The organism is Ochrobactrum sp. AP1BH01-1, from assembly GCF_018066705.1.
Classification (GTDB): Bacteria; Pseudomonadota; Alphaproteobacteria; order Rhizobiales; family Rhizobiaceae; genus Brucella.
This window is the reverse complement of sequence record NZ_JAGPOU010000002.1, coordinates 85,199-108,284: the sequence shown is the minus strand read 5'-3', so window position 1 is coordinate 108,284 and position 23,086 is coordinate 85,199. Positions and strand designations below refer to the sequence as shown.

The following is a 23,086-nucleotide window of genomic DNA, read 5'->3' as shown; positions in this document are numbered from 1 at the left end:
CGGGTACATACATTGACTTCCGCTATTTGCGTTCATAGCTATCAGCTAATCATGAAGGCAAGTATGCGGCTATCTGAAATCCGAGAAATTACCCGGTTCGATATTCGCCATTGCAAACGGAACAAGGCAGATGACAGGCATTACCGTTTCAGATTCCGCGGCAAAGCGGATCGCCAAGATTCTCGGATCGGAACCGGGAAAGACTGCCCTTCGCGTTTCTGTCGAAGGCGGCGGGTGTTCCGGCTTCTCCTATAAATACGATCTGGTCGATGAGCAGACTGACGACGACATCGTTATCGAAAAGCTCGGCGCCAAGGTGCTGATCGATTCCATTTCGGTTCCCTATATGGATGGCTCGGAAATCGATTTTGTCGACGACCTGATGGGACAGTCGTTCCAGATCCGCAATCCGAACGCCACTTCGGCCTGCGGCTGCGGAACGAGCTTCGCCATCTAAAGCATCTCGTTTGAATACGACAAAGTACGACATGCCTTAACAGGCGCGAGAGCGAGAAATTCAAAACCGGCTGCCGATCGACAGCCGGTTTTTCATTTGGGCGGGAAAACGACCAGTTTCAAACCTTGACCGAGGCGACCGTCGCCTCGATGTGATCCACCAGGACATCTGGCAAACCGAGCCGCCCGGCCAGCATATCCAGATATCCGCGTTCAGCCCTGTTATCCGGGTCTATTGCGAGGCGGGAAGCCGTATAAAGCTCGACCTTCTGTTCCTCAGTCTGCGCGGCAGAAACCAGAACGTTGATATCCACGGGATCGGCAAGTTCCCTCTCAATGAATGCTTCCGCCTCATCGTCCAGGCCGGAAATCTTCACCTTCTCCATGATGCGGGCGCGCTCGACATCGTCGATATGGCCATCGGCTTTCGCAGCTGCAATCATTGCCTGCACAAGCGTCAGCGCAAAACTGTTGCTCATCGCCGGAGATTGCGGGTGGAACGGAGAATCCGCCGGAGGCGGCGGAAGAAGTTCAGGCTCTCTGGCGACCGGCTGTTCAGCTTCTTGCGGTGCCTGTCCGGACTTGTAGTTCTTGTAGGCGAGATATCCCAGTCCGGCGATGGCGGCGATACCGCCAACGGTTGCCACATTGCCCGCGAGCTTGCGCCCTGTCTTCGTACCGAGAATGGCGGCGGCGATGGCTCCTGTTGCGAGCGGGTTCTTCTTTGCCAGGTCTGTCACCTGCCCGGCCTTGTCGCGGACGCTTCCCGACGTACCGGGTATTTGCGATCCCAGAAACTGTTCGAGAAGTTTCTTGGCGTCGAACATTCGAATATCTCCTGTTTGGCTCCTGTCCAGAGCAAATAGGAATGCAAACCGCCAATACAAAGGTCTTGCGCCGAAATATCAGCAGATACTGAAATTGCAGCCGATGAAAAGCTGTGACGCGCGATTGCGCGCTGCTTGCCCTCACCTCCCCAACCGCATAATCATAGCGATATGAAAATAGCGACCTGGAACATCAACGGCGTCAAAGCCCGCATCGACAACCTCCTGCACTGGCTGAAGGAGTCCTCGCCCGACATTGCCTGCCTGCAGGAAATCAAATCGGTCGATGACCAGTTTCCACGCCTGGAGATCGAAGCGCTCGGCTATCACGTGGAAACGCACGGCCAGAAAGGCTTCAACGGCGTCGCGCTTCTGTCCAAGAAATCTCCCGATGAGGTCAATCGCGGCCTTCCGGGCGATGACGGTGACGAACAGGCACGCTTCATCGAAGGCATCTATTCGACGGACAAAGGCGTCATCCGTGTCGTTTCGCTTTACCTGCCGAACGGCAATCCGGTCGACACAGAGAAATTTCCCTACAAGCTTTCATGGATGCAGCGGCTGGAGCTTTGGGCCAGAGACCGCCTCGCCCTTGAGGAACCGCTTGTGCTTGCCGGCGACTATAACGTCATTCCCGAGCCGGAGGACGCCAGGAACCCCGCCATGTGGGTCGGCGATGCGCTCTTCCAGCCGCAATCGCGCCAGGCATTCCGCAGGCTCGAGAATATGGGTTTCACCGATGCAATCCGTGCATCCACGGATGATGGCGGGATTTATTCGTTCTGGGATTATCAGGCCGGCGCATGGCAGAAGAATAATGGCATCCGCATCGACCATCTGATGCTGTCGCCGGAAGCAGCCAACCGCTTCATATCAAGTGATGTGGAAAAGCACGTCCGTGCCTGGGAAAAGCCATCCGACCACGTGCCCGTGACGATAACGCTTTCGGTCTGATGATCGCACTGCGGCTGTATAGTCAGGTGCGATAAAGAAGAAGATCAGAAATCGCCCTTGATAGCATAGTCGCTGGAGAGCGCGATCGCGTTACGACGATCCGCCTCACCGGCAATTGAGAATGCCTGTTCCTGCATATCGCGTATCCACGGGCAATCCTCGGTCGGGCAACGTTCAAAAGCCGCCGTCATCATGGCAAGGCCGCGGACGGTTTTGCCGGCCTGAAACAGCATGTTGCCAAGCATGGCCTGGGCGCCGGCATTGCCCTTCTTGGCGGCAAGCTGGAACCAGCGAGCGGCCTGAACGGAATTGCGTTCTCCGCCATCCCCATCGAGCAGCATCTTGCCAAGTTCGAACTGGGCTGCGGAATCACCGAAATTCGAGGCGGCCTGCACATAAAGATCGCGCGCCATGCTCGGATTTGCACGAACAGGAGACCCCGGAATGCCGCGCTTTACATAGCCTGCGAGCGCCACGAGGGCATCAGCCACATAGGAGTCGTTTTCCGACCCCGGCTCCGAGCCTTCGCGAACGATCTTTTCAAAAATCTTGTAGGCTTCGTAGTCGTTCTCCGGCACGCCGTCGCCATCGGCGTACATGCGGGCCAGTTTCCACTTTGCGCCCTGATGTCCGCGATCCGCAGCATAGCGCAGCGCCTTGATCGCTTCGTCCTTATGACCGTTCTTGTATGCGGAGAAACCGAACTTGAAGAGTTCAAACGGGCTTCTCGACTTTTCTGAATCGTCATTGAGGTCGAAAGCGAAGGCGCTGTTACAGGCGATGGCAAAACCGAGAGCCATGGCAAGGGCGCTATATGAAAAACTGCGAATACGCATCACAACGCTGGTCTTTCACACACAGTGGAGGAAACATTCATAGAGGACAGAATGCACGCTGTTTTCGTCAAGACTGAGACCCGATCTTGGCCGAAAAAAGCCTTACCATCATTGGAAAGAATAAAGGGTGCACGAACAGGGATTATCCTGTTCCCACTTCGTTTGCCGTGCAACAACGCGCCCTTCGTCATTCCTGCCTATCCTGTTGGAGCTTGGCAGCTCCCAATATTTTGGTGGCTTCTGCCTTTCCAATGATCGGTGACGCCTGTTTGTGGCGGGAAATGGGCAAAATCTACCATAGCTCTTTCTAGCCTAAAGCATCGGTAAAGACTGTTGCTAATTGACAACAAACGGGCTGTTGTTGCGACCGGAAATCTGCCCTTCTTGACGCCATCGACACAAACTCGCAGTCTGTCGCAAGGTCAGGGCCTACGGGGAGTGGGGAAGCCACCTATGAGCAGATACCGCCGCCCTTACAGACGCCCCTATCGCTCTTCCCGCAAAAGCAACAGCATAAGTTTTCGCAGTATCTTATTGACTATATTACTTTTTTCTATTTTAGTCGCACTGATTGCCTACCTGCCGCTTCAAACGCCGACCAAAGGGGCATTGACCGGCCCGGTCTATGTGATCGACGGCGATACAGTGGTCCTTGGCAAGATACATATACGCCTCAAGGGCATCGACGCGCCGGAGATGCAACAGCAATGTGTCCGGGCGGGAACCCCATATGATTGTGGCAAGGAAGCCCGCAACATATTGCGATCCAGAATCGGCAAGTCCCCGATTCGATGCGAGACCGAGGGGCGGGATCAGTATGGCCGCGATCTGGCGCGCTGTTATCTTGGAGAAACCGATCTCAACCGCTGGATGGTCGAACAGGGCTGGGCCGTTTCCTATGGCGATTATCAACGCGAGGAAAGAGATGCCCGTCACGGCCAGCGCGGCATCTGGGCCGGAAAGTTCGAGCAACCGTACCTGTGGCGCAAAGAGCATCACAACCAGAACATCGAACAGCCAATCGAACACAAACCGCTCCTGGCTGTAATCCGCGATGCATTTACCTATATAAGGGAACATATTCGCACCCTCATTGAAATGATTTATCCCCGGAGCTGATGGAATTCATGGAAAAACTGGACGAGCTCAAACACTCGATCCGGGCCTGCCGTATCTGTCGCGACATACCTCGGTTTCCGCCGCCCCTGCCGCACGAGCCCAATCCCGTCTGTATCGTCTCGAATACGGCAAGAATTGCCATTTGCAGCCAGGCACCCGGCATTCGCGTCCATAACACATCTTTGCCGTTCAACGACCCCTCCGGAGACCGCCTGCGGCAATGGCTCGGCGTGTCGCGCGAAGAGTTTTATGATCCGGCGCGCTTCGCCATCGTACCGATGGGTTTCTGTTTCCCCGGCTATGACAAACATGGCGGCGATCTTCCGCCGCGCCGCGAATGCCGCCAGACGTGGCATGACCGCGTTTTCGCCGCGATGCCGCAACTGGAATTCATTCTGGTCGTCGGGCAATACGCGCTTGCCTATCATCTGCCCGACTATCGGGGCCGCAATCTGACCGAGACCGTCAGGAACTGGCGCCATTTCATGGAAACGCCCAATCAGGCCGGGCGAATCGCCCTGCCCTTGCCTCACCCCTCATGGCGCAACAGCGGTTGGCTCAAGCGAAATCCCTGGTTCGACGCTGAAGTCGTGCCTGTTCTTCAGGCAAAAGTGCGGCACCTCATCGGGGACGATAAATAATTTTTACTCCGTTCGCTTTCATCAGAATATTTTTCCTGTAACTTCATTGCATTGCGAACCATAAGGTATGACGTTTCACCTATTCGCATAGTTCGGGAAACGATTTCTAAAACCGGGAACGGAAACGCATGGACAGGCTCGACAGGAAGATACTCCGCTTATTGCAGGAAGACGCGACACTTGCGGTAGCAGACGTTGCCAAGAAAGTTGGCCTTTCCACGACGCCGTGCTGGCGCCGCATCCAGAAGCTCGAAGAAGATGGCGTCATCAAGCGCCGTGTCGCCATTCTCGATCCGGTTCGCGTCAATGCGCGTGTAACGGTGTTTGTATCGGTGCGCACAAGCTCGCACAGCCATGAATGGCTGAAGCGCTTTTCGGAAGTGGTGCAGGAATTCCCTGAGGTTATCGAATTCTACCGCATGAGCGGTGATGTGGACTATCTGCTGCGCGTGGCCGTGCCGGATATCGCCGCTTATGATGCTTTCTACAAGCGCCTTATCAGCAAGATAGAAATCCGCGACGTGTCGTCGTCATTCGCCATGGAGCAGATCAAGTACACGACCGAACTGCCGCTTGATTACATGGTGCTCGACAAAGATAACAACTAGTTCGTTTAAGATGTTGATTTAAAAGAAAAGCCCGCTTGATAGCGGGCTTTTTTTGATGAGCATGGCAAGCGTTACTTCGAGCCGGATATTCCGGCCTGCTCGAAAGTCGCCATGCCGCTATGGCACAGGGCTGCCGCCTTGACGATACCGGCTGCGAGTGCAGCGCCGGTTCCTTCTCCGAGGCGCATTCCCATGTCGAGCAGCGGCTGCTTGCCCATTTTCTCCAGGAGCTTGCGATGGCCGGGTTCTGCGGAAACATGCCCGAACAGGCAATGATCGATGGCTTCCGAATTGGCGGCATAAAGAACCGCAGCAGCGGCGCTTGCCACGAAGCCATCGACGATGACCGGAATCTTCTCCATGCGCGCAGCGAGGATTGCGCCAGCCATGGCTGCGATTTCACGGCCCCCGAGACGGCTCAACACCTCCAGCGGGTCCTGCAGATGCGCCTGATGGAGCGCAACCGCCTGACGAACGGCTGCAAGCTTGCGCTCCAGCAGTTCACCCGTCGAGCCCGTACCCGGTCCAACCCAATCTTCCACCGCACCACCGAAGAGCGCCAGCGCGATTGCCGCCGCGATCGTCGTGTTGCCGATGCCCATTTCGCCGATGCACAGAAGGTCGGTGCCACCGGCAATCGCTTCCATGCCGAAGGCCATGGTCGCAGCACAGCTACGCTCGTCCATCGCCGCTTCTTCGGTAATGTCCCCGGTCGGGTGTTCCAGCGCCAGATCGAAAACCTTCAGCCCGAGATCGTTGGCGATGCAGATCTGGTTGATGGCAGCGCCACCGGCGGCAAAATTCTCGACCATCTGTGCCGTCACGCTTGGCGGAAACGGCGTGATGTTCTTGGCCGTCACGCCGTGATTTCCGGCGAATACCGCAACCAGCGGGCGATTGATCTGCGGTGTGCGCTTGCCGGTCCATGCGGCCAGCCACGCCACGATCTCTTCCATGCGGCCGAGCGAGCCAGCCGGCTTGGTCAGCGTAGCCTCACGCTCGCGAACAGCCCTTTCCGCCCCAAGATCAGGCCCCGGCAGATTGCGGATCAGTTCCCGGAAATCGTCAAAAGGTAGGCCGCTGGCGCTCATAGGTTCAGTCCAATCAATGATGGGAGGTGTAAATTCGTCGGGCTCGTCCTATAAGCACTGACGCGAATTTTCAAATCACCTCTTTGAGTTGAAGCAACATTGAGGCGAATTATCGCGAAAATCCGGTTCAGGAAACAAAGTGGAACAGTGACTTGCAGCGAAACAGTCTCATTGACGACACGATCCGCAGCCTCGGCTTCCTGAGCCGCCTGCCGCTTCCGCAGCGCTGGTTCGAGAATGGCTATGATTCGTTGCCGCGCAATGCCCGTGCCTTTCCCCTCGCCGGAGCGGTTTTGGGCCTGCTGGCAGGCGCCGTGCTTTATGCGGCTCATGGATTGAACCTTCCGCCGCTCGCTTGTGCGCTGCTTGCGATTGGCGTGTTGGCGGCAATGACCGGCGCGCTTCATGAAGACGGTCTGGGCGATACCGCCGACGGCTTTTTCGGAGCATCGACGCCTGATCGCCGGTTGGACATCATGAAGGATTCCCGCATCGGGACTTTCGCCGCGCTTGCCCTGATCGTCCTTGTCGGTGTAAAAGCGTCTCTCCTGATGGCGATCATCGACCGTGCGGGTGCAGGATACGCAGTGCTTGCGCTGATCGGCGGCGAAGCGGCAAGCCGCGCTGGCATGCTTGCGTTCTGGCATGCCCTGCCCTCGGCGCGTCCGGGCGGGCTTTCCGACAGCGTCGGCCAGCCGCAATGGGAGACCGTTGTTTGCGGCTCCGGCATCGGGATGGCCGTTCTTGTCCTTACACTGATACCCTCCGGCGGTTTCCTCGCGCTCATCAATGCGCTTGTAGTGACGACAGTTCTGCTTTTCGGCTTCGCCAGACTTTGCGCGGCCAAGATAGGCGGACAGACGGGCGATACTCTGGGTGCGGCGCAGCAGATCGGTTCGATTGCCGTTCTCGCCGGGCTTGTCATGGCCCTTTGACGCAACCACATTGCATTCATGGACACGACAACCATCGAATCCCCGTGCATATTGGTTTGCACAATCGACACGGAAACCGGTTTCTGCCTCGGCTGCGCCCGGACGCTTGACGAAATCGCACGCTGGTCCGCCATGAGCGCTGAAGAAAGAATGGCTGTCCTGTCGCTTCTCGCCGACAGGCACGAAATCATCGTAGAAAAGAGAATTGGCTGATGGGGCGCTTTTTCTGGCTCATTATCGCGGCGGTCGCGATCGTTGTCCTGCTGCTGATGTCCAACAATGACAGCGGTTCAACGCTGGGCATGGCCAATGACGTGTTTGCCCGTGCTGCCTATATGGGCATATGGGGCGTCGTGCTCGCTGCGGGGTTGCTTGGCTCCGGCATCAAGCTGACCGACTTTGCACGCAACATGGCGATGTGGGCGGTTATCATTCTCGGTCTCGTTGCGGGCTACCAGTACCGATATGAATTGCAGGACGCTGCAAGCCGGATCACGGCGGGGCTGATCCCCGGCAGTCCTATTTCGGGGCGCAATGCCGATGGAGCACTGACCGTCACGCTTGCAAAGGCTGCAAATGGCCACTTCGAGGTCAATGGACGGGTGAATGGCGAACGGGTGCACTTCCTGGTCGACACCGGCGCATCCTCGGTCGTCCTCTCCCAGCAGGATGCGGAGCGCGCAGGCATAAACACCGCTTCGCTCAACTATTCCGTTCCGATCATGACGGCCAATGGCCAGGCAAGCGCGGCAGTCATCACCATCGCCACCTTGCAGATCGGCGATATCGAACGCCAGAATGTGCGCGCCATGGTGACGAAGGAAGGGCTGATGACCGGCAGCCTGCTCGGCATGAATTTTCTGCAGACGCTCGGCGGGTTCACCGTCCGCGGCGACCAGCTTATTCTTATAGATTAAGCAGCTTCTGCTGCGGCTTCTGTCACAACGGCATAAGCCTGACGCAGAACATCACTCGTCGCCCCCGGCCTGGTGGCATCTGTCGAAAGGATTTGCCGCCAGCGCCGTGCGCCCGGCTGTCCGGTAAAAAGCCCCACCATATGGCGGCTCACATGGGAAAGCCTGCCGCCGGCCGCGACGTGGCGATCAATATAAGCGCACATCTCGTCGATGATATCTGCCATCGCGGTATCGCGCTTTTCGTCGCCATAAAGACGCGCATCCACCTCTGCCAGAATCTCCGGATTATGATAAGCGGCGCGACCGAGCATCACCGCATCGACAGCCTGCAAGTGCTGCTCCGCCTCATCAAGCGTATTGATGCCGCCGTTAATGCCGACGAAAACATCGCCAAGCCGCGCCTTGAGGCGATAGACGCGATCATAGTCGAGCGGCGGAATCTCACGGTTCTCCTTGGGCGACAGCCCTTTCAGCCAGGCCTTGCGGGCATGGACCCAAAGCGCATCCGCGCCTGCGTCAAGCGTCATATCGGCCAAAGTATCGAGTGCTGCTTCCACGTCCTGATCGTCAACGCCGATGCGGCATTTGACGGTGACGGGCACGGAAACCGCTTCCTTCATGGCTGAAACGCAACGCGCAACCACATCCGGGGTCTGCATGAGACAGGCTCCAAATGTTCCGGACTGGACGCGATCCGATGGGCAGCCAACGTTGAGATTGATTTCGTCATAGCCGTAATCGGCACCGATTTTCGCCGCCTCTTTCAGCTTAGCCGGATCGGAACCGCCAAGTTGCAGCGCCACAGGATGTTCGGCTGCATCGAAGCCCAGCAGCCGGTCACGGGGACCGTGAATGATGGCGTCCGCCACAACCATTTCGGTGTAGAGCAGCGCATGCCTGGAAAAGAGCCTGTGAAAATAACGGCAATGTCTGTCCGACCAATCAATCATGGGAGCAACGGCAAAGCGCGCATCGGGATAGTTGCGTTTTTTTGATTTTATTTCAGTCATTTATACAACAATCCTGAGAATGCGATTCAGTCGCAACCAGCCCTTTCGGCATTTATTTAAATTCGGACTGGTGCCAAAAGCCACAATTGATCGAAATGTTCAAGTTCCGGGATTATTGTGGCCATCCATGCCCAATATAGTGAGCATAAGAGGGTTTTCATACCCGGCGCGAAAACTCCGGCTGCATTAGCGCTACAGTTGCAAATTCGTCGGGCCGTGGCGAAAAGAGTGATTTCGACTACCGGAACGGAGCGTACTTTAAGGTACGTGAACACCGGAATGCAGACAAATTGCTCTTTGCAGCCCGGCTTCACGAAGAATGCAACTGTAGTGTCAGGCTGTCTTCTCGTACAATACGCACTATGATTGAGTGCAGAAGCATTCCCGATTCTCATCTGCGTAATTCAAGGAAATTCGGCGTGACCTCCTTTTCCCCTTTCGGCAAATCATTCGATGCGTTTCTGTTCGACATGGACGGCACGATATTGAGTTCCATCGAGGCAACCGAACGGGTGTGGGCCGAATGGGCGATACGCCACGGCATCGATCCGGTTACATTCCTGCCGACGATCCATGGTGTCCGGGCGGTTGAAACCGTCCGCCGCCTTGCCCTGCCGGGCGTGGACCCGATTCGCGAGGCAGAAATACTGCTTCAGGCCGAGATGGCGGATCTGGATGGCATCGCGCCCATCGACGGTGCGCATGAGTTTCTGAGCGCGCTGCCGGAAGACCGCTGGGCGATTGTAACCTCGGCGCCGCTCGAGCTGGCGCGCCGTCGCATCGCTGCCGCCGGGTTGCCGGTGCCAAAGACGATTGTTTCTGCCGAAGATGTGGAGCGTGGCAAGCCAAGCCCCGAATGTTTCCAGCTGGGCGCGAAACGGCTTGGGTTCGATCCGCATAACTGCCTTGTGTTCGAGGATGCGCCCGCCGGCATCGTTGCCGGAGAAACTGCCGGTGCGTGCGTTGTCGTGGTGACCGCGACGCACCCGCATTCCCCGAAAACATCCCATCTCAGCATTGAAAGCTATCGCTATCTGCAACTCGACATTCTGGACGATGGCAAGCTGGCGCTGGAACCGACCAAGCCAATCTCGGTGGGTTAAATAACCCGCCGTCCCTCGCGCCAGACGGTGCGGATGATCGGAACGTGATCGGCAATCTGCACCCGGACCAGATCGGCCCTTTTACCGCCGACGATCTCGCCGCGATCCTCCAACCCTACCGCTTTGGCAGGGTTGGAGGAAACCAGACGAATGGCCTGCTGCAAGGAGATGCTTTCCACAACATCAGCGAGGAAAAACGCCGATTGCATCATGCTGGCCGGGATATAGTCCGACGATATGATGTCGAGATTTCCGGCTTCCGCCAGCTCACGCGCGGAAACATTTCCCGAATGCGAGCCGCCGCGCACGACATTCGGGGCGCCCATGAGAACCGACATTCCCGAATCCTTTGACGCCTTCGCAGCCGTGTGGGTCGTTGGAAATTCGGCGACACGTATTCCCTGGGCCTGCGCCTCCGCCACATGCTCTACCGTTGCGTCGTCGTGGCTTGCCAGAATGACCCCGCGCTGATGACACAGTTCGGCAATCGCCTTGCGCGTCGGCGCGGAATATTGCTGCGACTGGCCAATACGTCGCTCGCAATAGAGCCTGAACTCTTCTTCCGAGAATTTCAGCTTGCGGAGGAAATAGGTCTTGTAGCTTTCGATATCCGTAAACTGGCGCTGTCCAGGCGCGTGGTCCATCAGCGACACCAGCCTGACCAGCGGCTGGTTGCCGAACTGCTCGAATGCCGGAAGACAGTCGGGCGCTGAAACCTCGCAGCGCAAGTGCAGGAAATGGTCGGCACGCAAGCGGCCAGCCGCGCGGCCCTCGGCAATCGCCGAAGAAAGCTTGCGCATATCATCGATACCCGTTTCGGCGTCATCATCGAAGCCGATGCGTAGCGCGTCGAAAACGGTGGTGATCCCGGAGGCAGCAATCTGGGCGTCATGCGCCTGCACGGCGGCAATCGGGTTCCAGCGCACTTTCGGGCGCGGCGCATAGTGCCCTTCGAGATGATCCGTGTGCAGTTCGATCAGTCCGGGCGTCAGGAAGTCACCTTCCATATCCTCGCCCGTATTGGATGCACCTGCGGAGATATCGGCGATCTTGCCATCCACGAGCTTCAGCGAACCGAGGACAACATCGTCGGCGAGCACGATGCGGGCATTGCGCAGAACGGTTTCGTTTCCCATTGGTTACGGCCTCCCAACCGCTCGTGAGGTCCGGGCAGGCGCTGCCGTGCCACCGGTCAGGGGATGCAGCGAATGAATCTCGAAAGGCGCTCCCTTCTCAGGTTCCACGAACAAAGCGAGATTCGCAACCTCCACAGCATCGTCCAGCAGCGGCGTGAAGAATTCATCCAGTGTTCGCTCCACCCGCGGGCGGTCTTTCTCTTCCACGGGACCGGTCAGGGTCATATGAAAGCGGAACTCCTCAAAGACATAGGGATAGCCCCAGCGCTCGATATTGTGTCGCTGTGCCTCGCTGAGACGTTCCGGCCGTCGCTTCGCAATTTCATCCTCATTGAGCGGCGCACGAAACCGGTCGAAGGCAACCACGACATCGTTGGCAAGCTGGTTCAACTCGGCCACGGGTTCTTCCGGTACAAGCGCGAAAAACGGTCCTATCGCGTGCAGCTTCAGGCGGGGAATGATGACGGGCGATGACGACGATGCGAAATGCATCAAAGCCGAAAGCAGGTCGTTTTCGGTGTGTTTTTCATCCAGACGGAAAGGAGCCTTCATCGTCGCATGAAATCCGTAGCGGCGCGGCTCTTCGGTCAGCCGGACGATCTCATCGGTCGCGAGCGAGCGAATCGCCGGCATCTTCACCGGCTCGCCGCTGAACGCGTTGCGCCCGAGCCAGTTTGCGGCAACCTTCAAAAGCGCATCGTTGGACGGCGGCGTGAAATAGATCGCGTAACGCATGTCAAATCCTTAGAGCATTTCCAGCAAAAGTGTGAAACGGTTTTGCGTTCGGAAATGCGGCAAAAACAAACAGTTAGAGCGGTTCCAACGATTCCGTTAACACAGGAACCGCTCCAGGCGAGGTTCGCGACACGACGTCAGCGGAACTCCATAAATATCAGGCAATGCATCGCACTTCCGGAAAGCTGTCCCTTTTTGAGAGCGATGCGGTCGGCGGATGCATACACAATGAATGTGGCAAGTCGATAAAGGCCAGATGACAGAAGCGAAATGCCGACAAACCAATTTTACATAGCGGCAAATTAGTATAGGCGTTAGTCCCATTGAAAGTGAGGAGACTGAAATGGGCGGATTTGCGTCTATCGGCGAGTGCATGATCGAGCTTTCTGGCAATGAAGGCGACCAGTGGCGCATGGGTTTTGCGGGCGATACGCTGAACACTGCGTGGTACATGCGGGCGCTGATGGAAAAGTCCTACCCGGTGGAATATGTGTCTGCCTTTGGCGAGGACAGCTTTTCCCAGAAACAGCGCGTGTTCCTGACCTCCAACGGTATCGGTATCGCCCATAGCCCCATCATCGACGGGCTGCATCCTGGCCTTTACGCAATCACGCTCAACGGTGCCGAGCGCTCCTTCACCTATTGGCGGAGCGACGCCGCCGCAAGGCGTCTCGCCAGCGATCGCGAAGCCCTGGAAAAAAGCCTGACAGGCCGCGACATCATCTATTTTTCGGGTATTTCGGTTGCTATCATTCTGCCCGAGCATCGCGAAACGTTCTTCGACGTCCTGCGGCAATGCCGCGCCGCGGGTTCGCGGATCGCCTTCGACCCGAATTTCCGCCACCAGCTGTGGCCGGACCGCAAGGCCGCGCAGGACATCATCAGCGAAGCAATGCGCATCGCCGATATTGCGCTGCCCACCTTCCCAGACGAACAGGCGCTCTTCGGCGACAAGGACGCCCAAGCCTGCGCGGATCGCCTTGCCGGGCTTGGCGTAAAAGAGATCGTCGTCAAGGACGGCACGGAACCCGCCCTCGTTATCACGGGCGATGAAAAAGTGCTGGTGCCATCAGTCGCGGCACAGGCAGTCGACACGACGGGCGCAGGCGACAGTTTCAACGGTGCCTATCTCGCAGCGCGCCTGAACGGGCTTGCCCCGGTGGAGGCAGCCCGCAAGGCGCATCTGGTTGCAGCCCGCGTGGTCGAGATACGCGGCGCGCTTGCCCCGATGGAAACCGCACGCGCCGCCTTCGCAGACTGATTATTCTTTACGCGAAAAGCTGAAATGGCTGGTCTGGGCGTAAATCTCGCCCGGACGCAATATTGCCTGTGGGAAGTAAGGATATTCCAGCGATCCGGGCCATATCTGCGGCTCCAGGCAGAAGCCCGCATGTTTTCCATAAGGCTTGCCCATAAGGCCGATGCAGTCATTGGCCATGGTGTTGCCCGCGTAGAATTGAACGCCCGGTTCTGTCGTCGAAATATCGAGGCGGATGCCGGAGCGCGCGCCCTTCACCGACGCGCAGGGGCGCAATGGCCCGCGAGCAGCCGCCAGGCAGAAATTACTGTCATACTGGACCTGAGCGCCGTTCTCCTCGAAGCGAATCGGGCGGAACTCACGGAAATCATACGGCGTCCCCTTGACCGGCAGCACGCGTCCGTCTGGAATGAGAGCTTCGTCGACCGGCATATAGGCATCGGCCTCGATTTTAAGCTGGTGATCGAGAATATCGCCCTGGCCGCCATCATCGAGATTGAAGTAGCTGTGATGCAGCAGGTTGCACACGGTCGGCTTGTCGGTCACTGCCTCCAGCCGCACAATGAGGGTTCCGTCCGCATTGAGCATGTAGGTGCAGCTTACATTCAGATTGCCGGGAAAGCCCATTTCGCCGTCTGCGGCCACCGTCGCAAGCGTCACGAAATCCGGCCCCGTTCCGGTTATCTTCCAGACGCGATTGCCCAATCCCTTGCTGCCGCCATGCAGGTTGTGGCGGCCCTGAAAATTCGGTTCGACCTCGTAGGTCGTTCCGTCCAGTTCAAAGCGGGCATTGCGGATACGATTGGCTGAACGGCCTGCAATCGCACCCAGATGCGGCGAATGCGCCGGGTAGTCGGCAAAGTCGCGATAGCCGATCACAAGGGGGGCTGCGTGCCCCTCCATGCGCAGATCCTGGATAGCCGCGCCCCAGCTTATGATTTTGGCCGTCAGCGGTCCGTTGGAGATTGTGAGCCGGTGAACCGCCTGCCCGTCCGGTGCATGTCCAAAGATTTCCGAATCCACTTTTGCCCGCCTGTAACTGCAGCGTTGAGTTGCCCATGAATCCGCATCCATGCGCGGGACGCAAGATGTAAGCTGCTCAAATAATGATTTTGAACAAAACTTGATCGCACAAAATAACAGATAAACTTCGGACTATTTTCCCGTCGGGGACTGATGTTATCATGCCATGTAAAATATTGATTATTATCATTAAAGACTAAATTAGAGGCTTTTCAAATGAAGTCGAATTTTCAGAAAGTCATGCCTTATATTTTTAGTGAAGAAGGCGGTTATGTAAACAATCCCGCTGATCCCGGCGGCGCAACCAATATGGGCATCACCATCGCCACCCTGTCTGCATGGGAGGGGCATCGCGTATCGCCCGAAGACGTAAAGAACCTGACGCAAGCCACCGCCACGAAAATCTACCAGGCGCAATTCTGGAACAAGATCGACGGAGACAGCCTGCCTTCCGGCATCGACTACGCGGTGTTCGACTTCGCAGTCAATTCCGGGCCCGGACGCGCTGCAAAAATGCTGCAAGGCATTCTTGGTGTGCCTGAGGATGGCGTGATTGGCGCAAAAACGGTCGCGGCTACGAACCAGCGTTCCGCTGACGAAGTCATCAATGCCTTGTGCGACGCCCGCGCATCCTGGCTGAAGGGCCTGTCGACGGCATCGACCTTCGGAAAAGGCTGGCTTGCGCGTGTCGAGCGGGTGCGTGCCCGCGCGCTCACTCTCGCCGCCGCGTCACCGCTTGACCCTCCGGCCGCCCCTCCGCAAGCTATCGCCCCCAAAGCGCGCCAAGGCGATACGGCCTTTACATCCGCCCTGATGCACCCGGAAGCTCTCGGCACAATGGGGAGTGCGGCATCGGGCCTTGCGGCAATTGTGACAGGAAACGGCCCCGTGCAATACGCGCTGGCGATCGTCATGTTAGCCTGCGCCGCGGTCGGTCTGTGGTACTTTATCAGGCGGGTCAGGAACGAGCCCTGACCGCATCGCAATAACTCGGTTTTGAGAATATTTCCAAAACAAGAGTTTGCCTTTATGTTGCGCTTCGCATGTTGCGCGCCTTATATGCGCTTTCGACAGACCGGTGCTTATGAAAGTATTATGACTTTCCCTATCACCGGAAAAACGCTAGACACGCGCAAACAGTCAGATGCGTGCCAACTGTGGCACCGCCATGAATAAAGGAATCGAAACTTGTCCTCTACTTTTGACAAAGTCGCCGACATCATCGCCGAAACCAGTGAAATCGACCGTGACACCATCACGCCAGACAGCCACACCATCGACGATCTGGGCATCGACAGCCTCGACTTCCTCGACATCGTCTTCGCCATCGACAAGGCTTTCGGCATCAAGATTCCGCTTGAGCAGTGGACCCAGGAAGTGAACGAAGGCAAGGTTCCGACCGAAGAATATTTCGTTCTCAAGAACCTCTGCGCGAAAATCGACGAGCTGGTCGCAGCCAAGAAAGGCTGATCCGGCACATTATATGGCGGTATTGAGGGGTGGACAGAAATGTTCGCCCTGATTCCGTTTCTGGAGCAGTCTCAGCACCGACGGACAAACGGCACCCATGCAGAACAATAAAGTCGTCATCACAGGCATCGGCATCATCTCCTCGCTCGGCGAAGGGGTCGATGCGCACTGGAACGCTTTCTCGAAGGCGGGTTCTGAACCGCGTCTCGAAAAGGAAGCCTTTGCGCCCTACACCGTTCACCCGTTGGGTGAAGTGGACTGGAGCCTGCAAATTCCGAAGCGCGGCGACCAGCGCCAGATGGAAACCTGGCAGCGCCTCGGCACCTACGCGGCAGGACTGGCGCTTCAGGATGCTGGCATGAAGGACGATGAAGCGCTCTGCGCGACCATGGATATGGTCGTGGGCGCCGGTGGCGGGGAACGCGACATCACCGTCGACATGCAGATTCTGGATGAAGGCCGCGTCCGCAACGACCGCGGTGTCATGCTGAACGAGAAGCTCTCGACCGAACTTCGCCCGACGCTGTTTCTGGCCCAGCTTTCCAACCTGCTCGCAGGCAATATTTCCATCGTGCACAAGGTCACAGGTTCCTCGCGCACCTTCATGGGCGAAGAAGGTTCCGGCCTTTCGGCCATCGAAACCGCAGCCGCACGCATCCGCACCGGCCAGAGCACCCATGCGCTGGTTGGCGGTTCCTACAATGCCGAACATTTCGACATGATTCTCGGCCACGAGCTTGGCGGCCTGCTCAAGCATGACGGCTGGGCTCCGCTCTGGCAGCGCGACGGTTCGGCAGGCGGCGGGATGGTTTCCGGCTCCGGCGGCGTCTTCCTCGTTCTGGAAAGCGCCGATCACGCCGCAAAGCGCGGCGCCCGCGCCTATGCGGAAGTAGCCGCAATTGAAAGCGCGCAAATCCGCCGCGACAATGCCGACCTTGCAAACGCCATCCGCGAACTCGTGCTTGCCGCCAATGACGGCAAGAACCCATCCTATGTTGTTTCCGGTGCTTCCGGTGCCCATGCGGCGACCGCCGCGGAGAAAACCGCGCTGGACGCTCTCTCGGCATCCTATCGCGGCATTTCCGGCCTGACCGGCCATTTGCGTGAGGCGCAGTTCCCGCTGGCGCTGGCGCTTGCAGCTATTTCCGTCTGGAAGGGTGAAGCTTTCGCGCCGCTCGATGCCTCCGAAAAGGACGCCGGCGGCCCTGTCAGCGAAGCAATTGTCACCATCGTCGGCGCTACGCGCGCCGAAGGCGCAGCAAAGCTGGTGAGAGTATAAGATGACGAAATATACAGACCATCTCGGCCGTCCCATTGTCGCCATCACCGGCGCTGGCGTGGTTTCCTCGCTCGGTCAGGGCAAGGAAGACAACTGGGCTGCATTGACCAGCGGCAAATCGGGCATCCACACCATCACCCGCTTTCCAACCGACAATCTGAATACGCGCTTTTCCGGCACGGTCGATTTCCTGCCGGAAAGCGATGTGGGCGCATCGGCGCTTTCCGAAGCTCTGGCGCGGCTCGCCGGTGAGGAAGCCCTCGCCCAGTCCGGTCTTTCTTCGACGGATTTCGGCGGCCCGCTGTTTCTGGCAGCTCCACCGGTCGAACTCGACTGGAAAAGCCGGTTTGCACTTGATGCGACTGTGAAGAACGAAGGCCCGGCAAGCTATCAGCTTCTGCTGGAAGCCTGCCGTCGTGCGCGTCAGGACGAACTCTTCAACACGACCCAGTTCGGCTATATCGCCGAACGCCTGTCGGAAGCCTTTGGCACGCGTGGCCTGCCGATCACGCTGTCGACCGCATGTGCCTCCGGCGCAACCGCGATCCAGCTTGGCGTCGAAGCCATCCGTCGCGGCGAAAGCGACCGGGTTCTCTCTATCGGAACCGACGGTTCCGTCTCCGCCGAAGCGCTCATTCGCTTCTCGTTGCTCTCCGCCCTTTCCACCCAGAACGACAAGCCGGAAAAGGCTTCCAAGCCCTTTTCCAAGGACCGTGACGGCTTCGCCATGTCGGAAGGTTCCGGTGCACTGGTGATGGAATCGCTCGAAAGCGCTGTCGCCCGTGGCGCGAAGGTTCTGGGCATTCTGGCCGGTTGCGGCGAAAAGGCCGATGACTTCCACCGCACCCGTTCCAAGCCGGATGCCTCGCCTGCCATCGGCACGGTGCGCGCCGCCCTTGCGGATGCCGGTCTCACCGAAGACCAGATTTCCTACATCAATGCCCACGGCACCTCGACGCCGGAAAACGACAAGATGGAATATCTGGCGCTTTCGTCCGTATTCGGTGAAAAGCTGGCATCCATTCCGGTTTCCTCCAACAAGTCGATGATCGGCCATACGCTGACCGCTGCCGGGGCCATCGAAGCTGTCTTCTCGCTGCTGACGATCCAGACCGGCACATTACCGCCGACCATCAACTATGACAATCCGGACCCGGCTATCCCGCTTGATGTTGTGCCGAATGTGAAGCGTCAGGCGGAGGTTTCTGCCGTGCTTTCCAACTCGTTCGGTTTCGGCGGACAGAATACGAGCCTTGTTTTGGCGGCAAATCCGAATTAATCCGTCCGGCAACGAACTTAAATTCCTGATGATCCCGGAAGGCGGAAGCTCTCCGGGATCATGCCATGAAAGGAACAGCCCATGCGCGCCTTGCAGCTTCTTGATGATCGCCGCCTTGAAATCACCGATATCACACCTCCGCCTGCCCCCGGCATCGGCGAGGTGACGGTACGCATCAAGGCCGTCGCGCTCAACCACATCGACGTATGGGGCTGGCGCGGCATGGCGTTTGCCAAGCGCAAGATGCCGCTCGTCATCGGCGCGGAAGCCTCCGGCATTGTCGATGCCGTCGGTCCGGGCGTTTCCAATCTCCTACCCGGCCAGCTTGTGTCGATCTATGGCGCGCGCACCTGTGGTCTCTGCCGCGCCTGTCGCGAAGGCCGCGATAATCTGTGCGAGCATGTCGGCGGCGTGCATGGTTTCCATCTGGACGGCTTTGCCTGCGAAGCGGTGAACCTGCCTGCCCGTCTGCTCGTTCCCGCACCTCCCGGCGTCGATGCCATCGGCGCAGCCGTTGCGCCGGTTACGTTCGGTACGGTCGAACACATGCTGTTCGACAATGCCAAGCTTGAGCCAGGCGAAACCGTGCTCGTGCAGGCCGGCGGTTCCGGCATCGGCACAGCGGCAATTCAGCTTGCCAAGAAGATGGGCTGCACAGTCATCACTACTGTCGGTTCCAATGACAAGATCGAGAAAGCCAAGGCGCTCGGTGCCGATCATGTCATCAATTACCGCGAAGACCGTTTTGAAGGTGTGGTGCGCAAGCTCACCAAGAAGAAAGGCGTCGATGTCGTCTTCGAGCATGTGGGCGCGGATACCTGGGCCGGTTCGATGCTTTGCATGAAGCGCGGTGCGCGTCTCGTCACCTGCGGCTCGACTTCGGGTGTTTCGACCAATATGAACCTGATGCAGCTCTTCCAGCAGCAGCTCAAGATTTTCGGTTCCTTCGGTTGCCGCATGGAAAACATGGCCGATGCGATGCAGAAGATGGCGCGCGGCATCGTGCATCCGGTCATCGACACCGTGGTCGGCTTCAACGATATCGACACGGCGCTGAAGCGCATGGAAGGCCGCGACGTCTTCGGCAAGATCATTCTTGAGATCGACTGAGCCGTAATTCCATGATGTTCAAGCTGAAACTTCTGCTCTTCCGCTGGACCCGCAAGCTGAAGCAGTTCAACTACTGGCTCTGGGCACAGGCCGTATTTCTGCTGCTTGGCCTGCTGCGCCTTTTCCCGGCGAAGGCAGCGATCAGCTTTTCGGCCAAGGTGGCCCGGCTCATCGGGCCGCTGACGCCGCGCCACAAGGTGGCGACCGATAATCTGCGTCAGGCCTATCCTGAGAAAAGCGACGCTGAAATCGAAGAGATCGCTCGAGAGATGTGGGACTCCATGGCCCGCCTTTTCGCGGAATATATCTTCCTCGACGCGGTTTTCGATTTCGATCCCTATGCGACCACGCCGGGGCTGGTCGAAGTGGAAGGCATTCCGATTTTTGAGCGCCTGCGCGACGAGAAGAAGCCGCACATCTTCTTCACCGCCCATACCGGCAATTTCGAGCTTCTGCCGATTTGCGCCGCCACTTTCGGCCTGAATGTCACGGCGCTGTTCCGCCCGCCGAACAATCCCTATATCGCCGACAAGGTTTTGAAGGCTCGCCGCACCAATATGGGCCATCTGGTGCCGTCGAAAGCCGGTGCTGCCTGGTCGCTTGCGCATATCCTCGATGAAGGCGGCAATGTCGGCATGCTGGTGGACCAGAAGTTCCGCCGCGGTGTGCCGTCAACCTTCTTCAACCGCCCCGTAAAGACCAATCCGCTTCTGGCCAAGCTTGCACGGCAATATGATTGCGACGTCTATCCGGCGCGTTGCATCCGTCTTCCCGGCGGGCGCTACCGGCTTGAACTCTACGAGCGCATGGAATTGCCGCGCGACGACAAGGGCGAGATCGATGTAGCTGCAACCGCACAGCTTCTGAACGATACCGTCGAGACATGGGTGCGCGAATATCCCGGCCAGTGGATGTGGTTCCATAAGCGCTGGGGATAGGATTCCTGCCCCTCATGTGCTAGGGGCTGGCCAAAGTTACGGAGATCACATATGCGCCCCATCGCCATCGCCCCGTCCATCCTTTCCGCCGATTTCGCCCGTCTGGGCGAAGAAGTCGACGCCGTGCTGGAAGCCGGTGCCGATTGGGTGCATATCGATGTCATGGACGGGCATTTCGTGCCGAACATCACTTTCGGCCCGCAAGTGGTGAAGGCAATCCGTCCGCGCACCAAGGCATTCTTCGACGCACACCTGATGATTGCGCCTTGCGACCCTTATCTGGCGCCGTTTGCCGATGCCGGTTGCGATCTCATCACAATTCATGCCGAAGCCGGTCCGCACACGCACCGTTCGCTGCAATCGATCCGCGCCCTGGGCAAGAAGGCCGGTCTGGCGCTCAATCCGGCAACGCCTGCCGAAGCGCTGACGAATGTCATCGAAGATGTCGATCTCGTCCTCGTCATGACCGTCAATCCTGGCTTTGGCGGCCAGAAATTCATCGCCCCGATGCTCGACAAGATCAAGCGCGTCCGCGAAATGGTCGGCGACCGTCCTATCGACATTGAAGTTGACGGCGGCATCACGCCGGAAACCGCAGGCTCGGTTGTTGCCGCTGGCGCCAACATTCTCGTGGCCGGTTCTGCCGTTTACAAGGGCAACTCGGTCGAGAGCTACCGCGCCAATATCGACGCCATTCGCGCTGCGGCTGAAGCTGCCCGCAATCGTTAAACTCCCACTTTCTACAGGATGCACCCATGATCCCGCGCTATTCCCGGCCTGAAATGGTCGCCATCTGGTCGCCCGAAACGAAGTTCCGCATCTGGTTCGAGATCGAAGCCTATGCCTGCGAGGCGCTTGCGCAACTGGGCGTCATTCCAAAAGACGCGGCAAAGACCATCTGGGAAAAGGGGAGCGTGGCAAAATTCGACGTCGCCCGCATCGATGAGATCGAGGCCGTCACCAAGCATGACGTCATCGCCTTCCTGACGCATCTGGCCGAATTCATCGGTCCGGACAGCCGCTTCGTGCATCAGGGCATGACCTCATCGGACGTGCTCGACACGACGCTCAACGTCCAGCTGGTGCGCGCTGCCGACCTGCTGCTCGCTGACATGGACCGCGTGCTGGAAGCCCTGAAGAAGCGCGCCTTCGAGCACAAGGACACGGTGCGCATCGGCCGCAGCCATGGCATCCATGCCGAGCCGACGACCATGGGCCTGACTTTTGCGCGTTTCTATGCCGAAATGGCACGTGGCCGCGCCCGCCTCGTTGCAGCGCGTGCGGAAATCGCAACCGGTGCCATTTCCGGCGCTGTCGGCACTTTCGCCAATATCGATCCGCGCGTGGAAGAGTATGTCTGCGCCAAGCTCGGCCTTGAGGCAGAGCCGGTCTCGACGCAGGTCATCCCGCGTGACCGCCATGCGATGTTCTTCGCAACGCTTGGCGTCATCGCCTCGTCGATGGAAAATATCGCCATCGAAATCCGCCACATGCAGCGCACGGAAGTTCTGGAAGCAGAAGAATTCTTCTCGCCGGGCCAGAAGGGTTCGTCCGCCATGCCGCACAAGCGCAACCCGGTTCTGACCGAAAACCTGACCGGTCTTGCCCGTCTGGTGCGCATGTCGGTTACGCCTGCGATGGAAAACGTGGCGCTCTGGCACGAACGCGATATTTCGCATTCGAGCGTCGAACGCGCCATCGGTCCGGACACCACCATCACGCTCGATTTCGCTCTCAACCGTTTGGCTGGCGTGATCGAAAAGCTGGTGATCTACCCGGACAACATGCTGAAAAACATGAACAAGTTCCGTGGTCTGGTGCACTCGCAGCGCGTTCTGCTGGCACTGACGCAGGCAGGCGTGTCGCGCGAGGACGCTTATCGCCTCGTGCAGCGCAATGCCATGAAGGTGTGGGAACAGGGCGCCGACTTCCTTGAGGAACTGCTGGCCGACGCGGAAGTACGCGCTGCTCTTTCCGAAGACCAGATCCGCGAAAAGTTCGATCTCGGCTACCACACCAAGCATGTGGACACGATTTTCAAGCGCGTCTTCGGTTGAAGTGGCTCTGCCCACCCCTCCCTCACCCTGAGGAGCCGTTGAAAACGGCGTCTCGAAGGGCTGAGGGAAATACTCCGCCTGCCCTCGTCCTTCGAGGCTTCGCTTCGCACCTCAGGATGAGGGAGGGAGCTCGGCGACAAGACAAGGCCCGCATGTTCTGAACGTGGGGGCTTTTCTGTTCTATAAATTGCCCCTTCTGGCTTGCGGGTGCGAAGGCGTGCAAATGAGCGCATATTGAAGGCCTCCGGCGCGCATCCCGAAACGTTTGAAACGGTTTTTGGAAACAGGATACGCGTAAAACAAG

Annotated in this window: 25 protein-coding genes; 18 read left to right on the top strand and 7 right to left on the bottom strand. The window is 58.1% G+C overall.

The window, feature by feature from the left end:
* Positions 1–130 precede the first annotated feature (130 nt).
* Positions 131–457 (top strand): iron-sulfur cluster insertion protein ErpA, encoded by a 327-nt coding sequence (gene erpA / locus J9800_RS05935; RefSeq protein ID WP_006471759.1) that lies wholly within the window; start codon positions 131–133, stop codon positions 455–457.
* A 118-nt stretch (positions 458–575) separates the two neighbouring features.
* On the opposite strand, the gene J9800_RS05930 is transcribed toward erpA, so the two are convergent.
* Positions 576–1,283 carry a tellurite resistance TerB family protein gene (locus J9800_RS05930; RefSeq protein ID WP_114215532.1) on the bottom strand — a complete coding sequence of 236 codons (708 nt, stop codon included), beginning with the start codon at positions 1,281–1,283 and terminating at the stop codon, positions 576–578.
* Between the two features lie 171 nt (positions 1,284–1,454).
* Between J9800_RS05930 and xth the strand changes: the two genes are divergently transcribed.
* Positions 1,455–2,237, top strand: a complete 783-nt coding sequence (gene xth, locus J9800_RS05925) for an exodeoxyribonuclease III (protein WP_114215533.1) — start codon at positions 1,455–1,457, stop codon at positions 2,235–2,237.
* Between the two features lie 44 nt (positions 2,238–2,281).
* Here the strand turns inward: xth and J9800_RS05920 are convergent, their stop codons facing one another.
* Complete coding sequence (locus tag J9800_RS05920; RefSeq protein ID WP_112587946.1) at positions 2,282–3,073, bottom strand: tetratricopeptide repeat protein; 792 nt, start codon at positions 3,071–3,073, stop codon at positions 2,282–2,284.
* Positions 3,074–3,526: 453 nt separating this feature from the next.
* On the opposite strand from J9800_RS05920, the gene J9800_RS05915 reads away from it, so the two are divergent.
* From J9800_RS05915 to J9800_RS05905, 3 genes are all read left to right on the top strand, one after another.
* Positions 3,527–4,192: a thermonuclease family protein gene (locus J9800_RS05915; RefSeq protein ID WP_114215534.1), complete on the top strand. Its 666-nt coding sequence runs from the start codon at positions 3,527–3,529 to the stop codon at positions 4,190–4,192.
* Positions 4,192–4,833 carry a uracil-DNA glycosylase family protein gene (locus J9800_RS05910; protein ID WP_114215535.1) on the top strand — a complete coding sequence of 214 codons (642 nt, stop codon included), beginning with the start codon at positions 4,192–4,194 and terminating at the stop codon, positions 4,831–4,833. The genes J9800_RS05915 and J9800_RS05910 overlap by 1 nt, the downstream gene beginning before the upstream one ends.
* 128 nt (positions 4,834–4,961) lie before the next feature.
* A complete protein-coding gene (locus J9800_RS05905) occupies positions 4,962–5,441 on the top strand; it encodes an Lrp/AsnC family transcriptional regulator (protein ID WP_006466649.1) in 480 nt (159 codons plus the stop codon).
* Positions 5,442–5,512: 71 nt separating this feature from the next.
* On the opposite strand, the gene cobT is transcribed toward J9800_RS05905, so the two are convergent.
* Positions 5,513–6,532 (bottom strand): nicotinate-nucleotide--dimethylbenzimidazole phosphoribosyltransferase, encoded by a 1,020-nt coding sequence (gene cobT / locus J9800_RS05900; protein WP_114215536.1) that lies wholly within the window; start codon positions 6,530–6,532, stop codon positions 5,513–5,515.
* 152 nt (positions 6,533–6,684) lie between these two features.
* Between cobT and J9800_RS05895 the strand changes: the two genes are divergently transcribed.
* From J9800_RS05895 to J9800_RS05885, 3 genes are read left to right on the top strand one after another with little or no spacing between them, the layout of a single operon-like run.
* Entirely contained in the window at positions 6,685–7,467 is a 783-nt protein-coding gene (locus J9800_RS05895; RefSeq protein WP_210845667.1) for an adenosylcobinamide-GDP ribazoletransferase, read from the top strand.
* Between the two features lie 18 nt (positions 7,468–7,485).
* A complete protein-coding gene (locus J9800_RS05890; protein WP_114215538.1) occupies positions 7,486–7,680 on the top strand; it encodes a DUF1289 domain-containing protein in 195 nt (64 codons plus the stop codon).
* Positions 7,680–8,384 carry a TIGR02281 family clan AA aspartic protease gene (locus tag J9800_RS05885; protein WP_114215539.1) on the top strand — a complete coding sequence of 235 codons (705 nt, stop codon included), beginning with the start codon at positions 7,680–7,682 and terminating at the stop codon, positions 8,382–8,384. The genes J9800_RS05890 and J9800_RS05885 overlap by 1 nt, the downstream gene beginning before the upstream one ends.
* On the opposite strand, the gene dusA is transcribed toward J9800_RS05885, so the two are convergent.
* Complete coding sequence (gene dusA / locus J9800_RS05880) at positions 8,381–9,394, bottom strand: tRNA dihydrouridine(20/20a) synthase DusA (RefSeq protein ID WP_114215540.1); 1,014 nt, start codon at positions 9,392–9,394, stop codon at positions 8,381–8,383. The two genes, J9800_RS05885 and dusA, sit on opposite strands and share 4 nt — an antisense overlap.
* A 419-nt stretch (positions 9,395–9,813) precedes the next feature.
* Between dusA and J9800_RS05875 the strand changes: the two genes are divergently transcribed.
* Complete coding sequence (locus tag J9800_RS05875; protein ID WP_114215542.1) at positions 9,814–10,497, top strand: HAD family hydrolase; 684 nt, start codon at positions 9,814–9,816, stop codon at positions 10,495–10,497.
* Here the strand turns inward: J9800_RS05875 and J9800_RS05870 are convergent.
* Together J9800_RS05870 and J9800_RS05865 are read right to left on the bottom strand one after the other, a co-directional pair.
* Positions 10,494–11,633 (bottom strand): alpha-D-ribose 1-methylphosphonate 5-triphosphate diphosphatase, encoded by a 1,140-nt coding sequence (locus tag J9800_RS05870; RefSeq protein ID WP_114215543.1) that lies wholly within the window; start codon positions 11,631–11,633, stop codon positions 10,494–10,496. The genes J9800_RS05875 and J9800_RS05870 overlap by 4 nt on opposite strands.
* Before the next feature lie 3 nt (positions 11,634–11,636).
* A complete protein-coding gene (locus J9800_RS05865; protein ID WP_114215544.1) occupies positions 11,637–12,368 on the bottom strand; it encodes a DUF1045 domain-containing protein in 732 nt (243 codons plus the stop codon).
* Positions 12,369–12,711: 343 nt separating this feature from the next.
* Between J9800_RS05865 and J9800_RS05860 the strand changes: the two genes are divergently transcribed.
* The gene (locus tag J9800_RS05860) at positions 12,712–13,629 is read left to right on the top strand and encodes a sugar kinase (protein ID WP_114215545.1); all 918 of its coding nucleotides are present in this window, start codon (positions 12,712–12,714) and stop codon (positions 13,627–13,629) included.
* Here the strand turns inward: J9800_RS05860 and J9800_RS05855 are convergent, their stop codons facing one another.
* The gene (locus J9800_RS05855; protein ID WP_114215546.1) at positions 13,630–14,649 is read right to left on the bottom strand and encodes an aldose epimerase family protein; all 1,020 of its coding nucleotides are present in this window, start codon (positions 14,647–14,649) and stop codon (positions 13,630–13,632) included.
* A 216-nt stretch (positions 14,650–14,865) separates the two neighbouring features.
* On the opposite strand from J9800_RS05855, the gene J9800_RS05850 reads away from it, so the two are divergent.
* The 8 genes from J9800_RS05850 to purB all read left to right on the top strand — a co-directional run bounded on the left by J9800_RS05850 (position 14,866) and on the right by purB (position 22,782).
* A complete protein-coding gene (locus J9800_RS05850; RefSeq protein ID WP_112587921.1) occupies positions 14,866–15,624 on the top strand; it encodes a glycoside hydrolase family 108 protein in 759 nt (252 codons plus the stop codon).
* Between the two features lie 213 nt (positions 15,625–15,837).
* On the top strand, positions 15,838–16,119 hold the full coding sequence (locus tag J9800_RS05845) for an acyl carrier protein (protein WP_006466638.1): 282 nt from the start codon (positions 15,838–15,840) through the stop codon (positions 16,117–16,119).
* Between the two features lie 97 nt (positions 16,120–16,216).
* Complete coding sequence (locus J9800_RS05840) at positions 16,217–17,398, top strand: beta-ketoacyl-ACP synthase (RefSeq protein ID WP_112587919.1); 1,182 nt, start codon at positions 16,217–16,219, stop codon at positions 17,396–17,398.
* A 1-nt stretch (position 17,399) separates the two neighbouring features.
* Positions 17,400–18,677, top strand: a complete 1,278-nt coding sequence (locus J9800_RS05835) for a beta-ketoacyl-ACP synthase (protein WP_112587917.1) — start codon at positions 17,400–17,402, stop codon at positions 18,675–18,677.
* Positions 18,678–18,758: 81 nt separating this feature from the next.
* Positions 18,759–19,787 carry a zinc-binding dehydrogenase gene (locus J9800_RS05830; protein ID WP_100651182.1) on the top strand — a complete coding sequence of 343 codons (1,029 nt, stop codon included), beginning with the start codon at positions 18,759–18,761 and terminating at the stop codon, positions 19,785–19,787.
* Between the two features lie 11 nt (positions 19,788–19,798).
* Positions 19,799–20,725, top strand: coding sequence for a lipid A biosynthesis lauroyl acyltransferase (locus J9800_RS05825; protein ID WP_114215547.1), 927 nt, complete (start codon positions 19,799–19,801; stop codon positions 20,723–20,725).
* 51 nt (positions 20,726–20,776) lie between these two features.
* Positions 20,777–21,454 carry a ribulose-phosphate 3-epimerase gene (rpe, locus tag J9800_RS05820; RefSeq protein ID WP_112587914.1) on the top strand — a complete coding sequence of 226 codons (678 nt, stop codon included), beginning with the start codon at positions 20,777–20,779 and terminating at the stop codon, positions 21,452–21,454.
* Positions 21,455–21,480: 26 nt separating this feature from the next.
* Positions 21,481–22,782 carry an adenylosuccinate lyase gene (purB, locus tag J9800_RS05815; RefSeq protein ID WP_112587913.1) on the top strand — a complete coding sequence of 434 codons (1,302 nt, stop codon included), beginning with the start codon at positions 21,481–21,483 and terminating at the stop codon, positions 22,780–22,782.
* Positions 22,783–23,086 lie beyond the last annotated feature (304 nt).

Bases quoted from the DNA above. Each gene is read 5' to 3' on its own strand.
- J9800_RS05920 (WP_112587946.1), bottom strand. From the start codon at position 3,073: ATGCGTATTCGCAGTTTTTCATATAGCGCCCTTGCCATGGCTCTCGGT.
- dusA (WP_114215540.1), bottom strand. From the start codon at position 9,394: ATGACTGAAATAAAATCAAAAAAACGCAACTATCCCGATGCGCGCTTT.
- J9800_RS05850 (WP_112587921.1), top strand. From the start codon at position 14,866: ATGAAGTCGAATTTTCAGAAAGTCATGCCTTATATTTTTAGTGAAGAA.
- J9800_RS05890 (WP_114215538.1), top strand. From the start codon at position 7,486: ATGGACACGACAACCATCGAATCCCCGTGCATATTGGTTTGCACAATC.
- J9800_RS05835 (WP_112587917.1), top strand. From the start codon at position 17,400: ATGACGAAATATACAGACCATCTCGGCCGTCCCATTGTCGCCATCACC.
- J9800_RS05840 (WP_112587919.1), top strand. From the start codon at position 16,217: ATGCAGAACAATAAAGTCGTCATCACAGGCATCGGCATCATCTCCTCG.
- rpe (WP_112587914.1), top strand. From the start codon at position 20,777: ATGCGCCCCATCGCCATCGCCCCGTCCATCCTTTCCGCCGATTTCGCC.
- cobT (WP_114215536.1), bottom strand. From the start codon at position 6,532: ATGAGCGCCAGCGGCCTACCTTTTGACGATTTCCGGGAACTGATCCGC.
- J9800_RS05830 (WP_100651182.1), top strand. From the start codon at position 18,759: ATGCGCGCCTTGCAGCTTCTTGATGATCGCCGCCTTGAAATCACCGAT.
- J9800_RS05885 (WP_114215539.1), top strand. From the start codon at position 7,680: ATGGGGCGCTTTTTCTGGCTCATTATCGCGGCGGTCGCGATCGTTGTC.
- purB (WP_112587913.1), top strand. From the start codon at position 21,481: ATGATCCCGCGCTATTCCCGGCCTGAAATGGTCGCCATCTGGTCGCCC.
- J9800_RS05865 (WP_114215544.1), bottom strand. From the start codon at position 12,368: ATGCGTTACGCGATCTATTTCACGCCGCCGTCCAACGATGCGCTTTTG.
- J9800_RS05870 (WP_114215543.1), bottom strand. From the start codon at position 11,633: ATGGGAAACGAAACCGTTCTGCGCAATGCCCGCATCGTGCTCGCCGAC.
- J9800_RS05930 (WP_114215532.1), bottom strand. From the start codon at position 1,283: ATGTTCGACGCCAAGAAACTTCTCGAACAGTTTCTGGGATCGCAAATA.
- J9800_RS05860 (WP_114215545.1), top strand. From the start codon at position 12,712: ATGGGCGGATTTGCGTCTATCGGCGAGTGCATGATCGAGCTTTCTGGC.
- xth (WP_114215533.1), top strand. From the start codon at position 1,455: ATGAAAATAGCGACCTGGAACATCAACGGCGTCAAAGCCCGCATCGAC.
- erpA (WP_006471759.1), top strand. From the start codon at position 131: ATGACAGGCATTACCGTTTCAGATTCCGCGGCAAAGCGGATCGCCAAG.
- J9800_RS05910 (WP_114215535.1), top strand. From the start codon at position 4,192: ATGGAATTCATGGAAAAACTGGACGAGCTCAAACACTCGATCCGGGCC.
- J9800_RS05905 (WP_006466649.1), top strand. From the start codon at position 4,962: ATGGACAGGCTCGACAGGAAGATACTCCGCTTATTGCAGGAAGACGCG.
- J9800_RS05825 (WP_114215547.1), top strand. From the start codon at position 19,799: ATGATGTTCAAGCTGAAACTTCTGCTCTTCCGCTGGACCCGCAAGCTG.
- J9800_RS05915 (WP_114215534.1), top strand. From the start codon at position 3,527: ATGAGCAGATACCGCCGCCCTTACAGACGCCCCTATCGCTCTTCCCGC.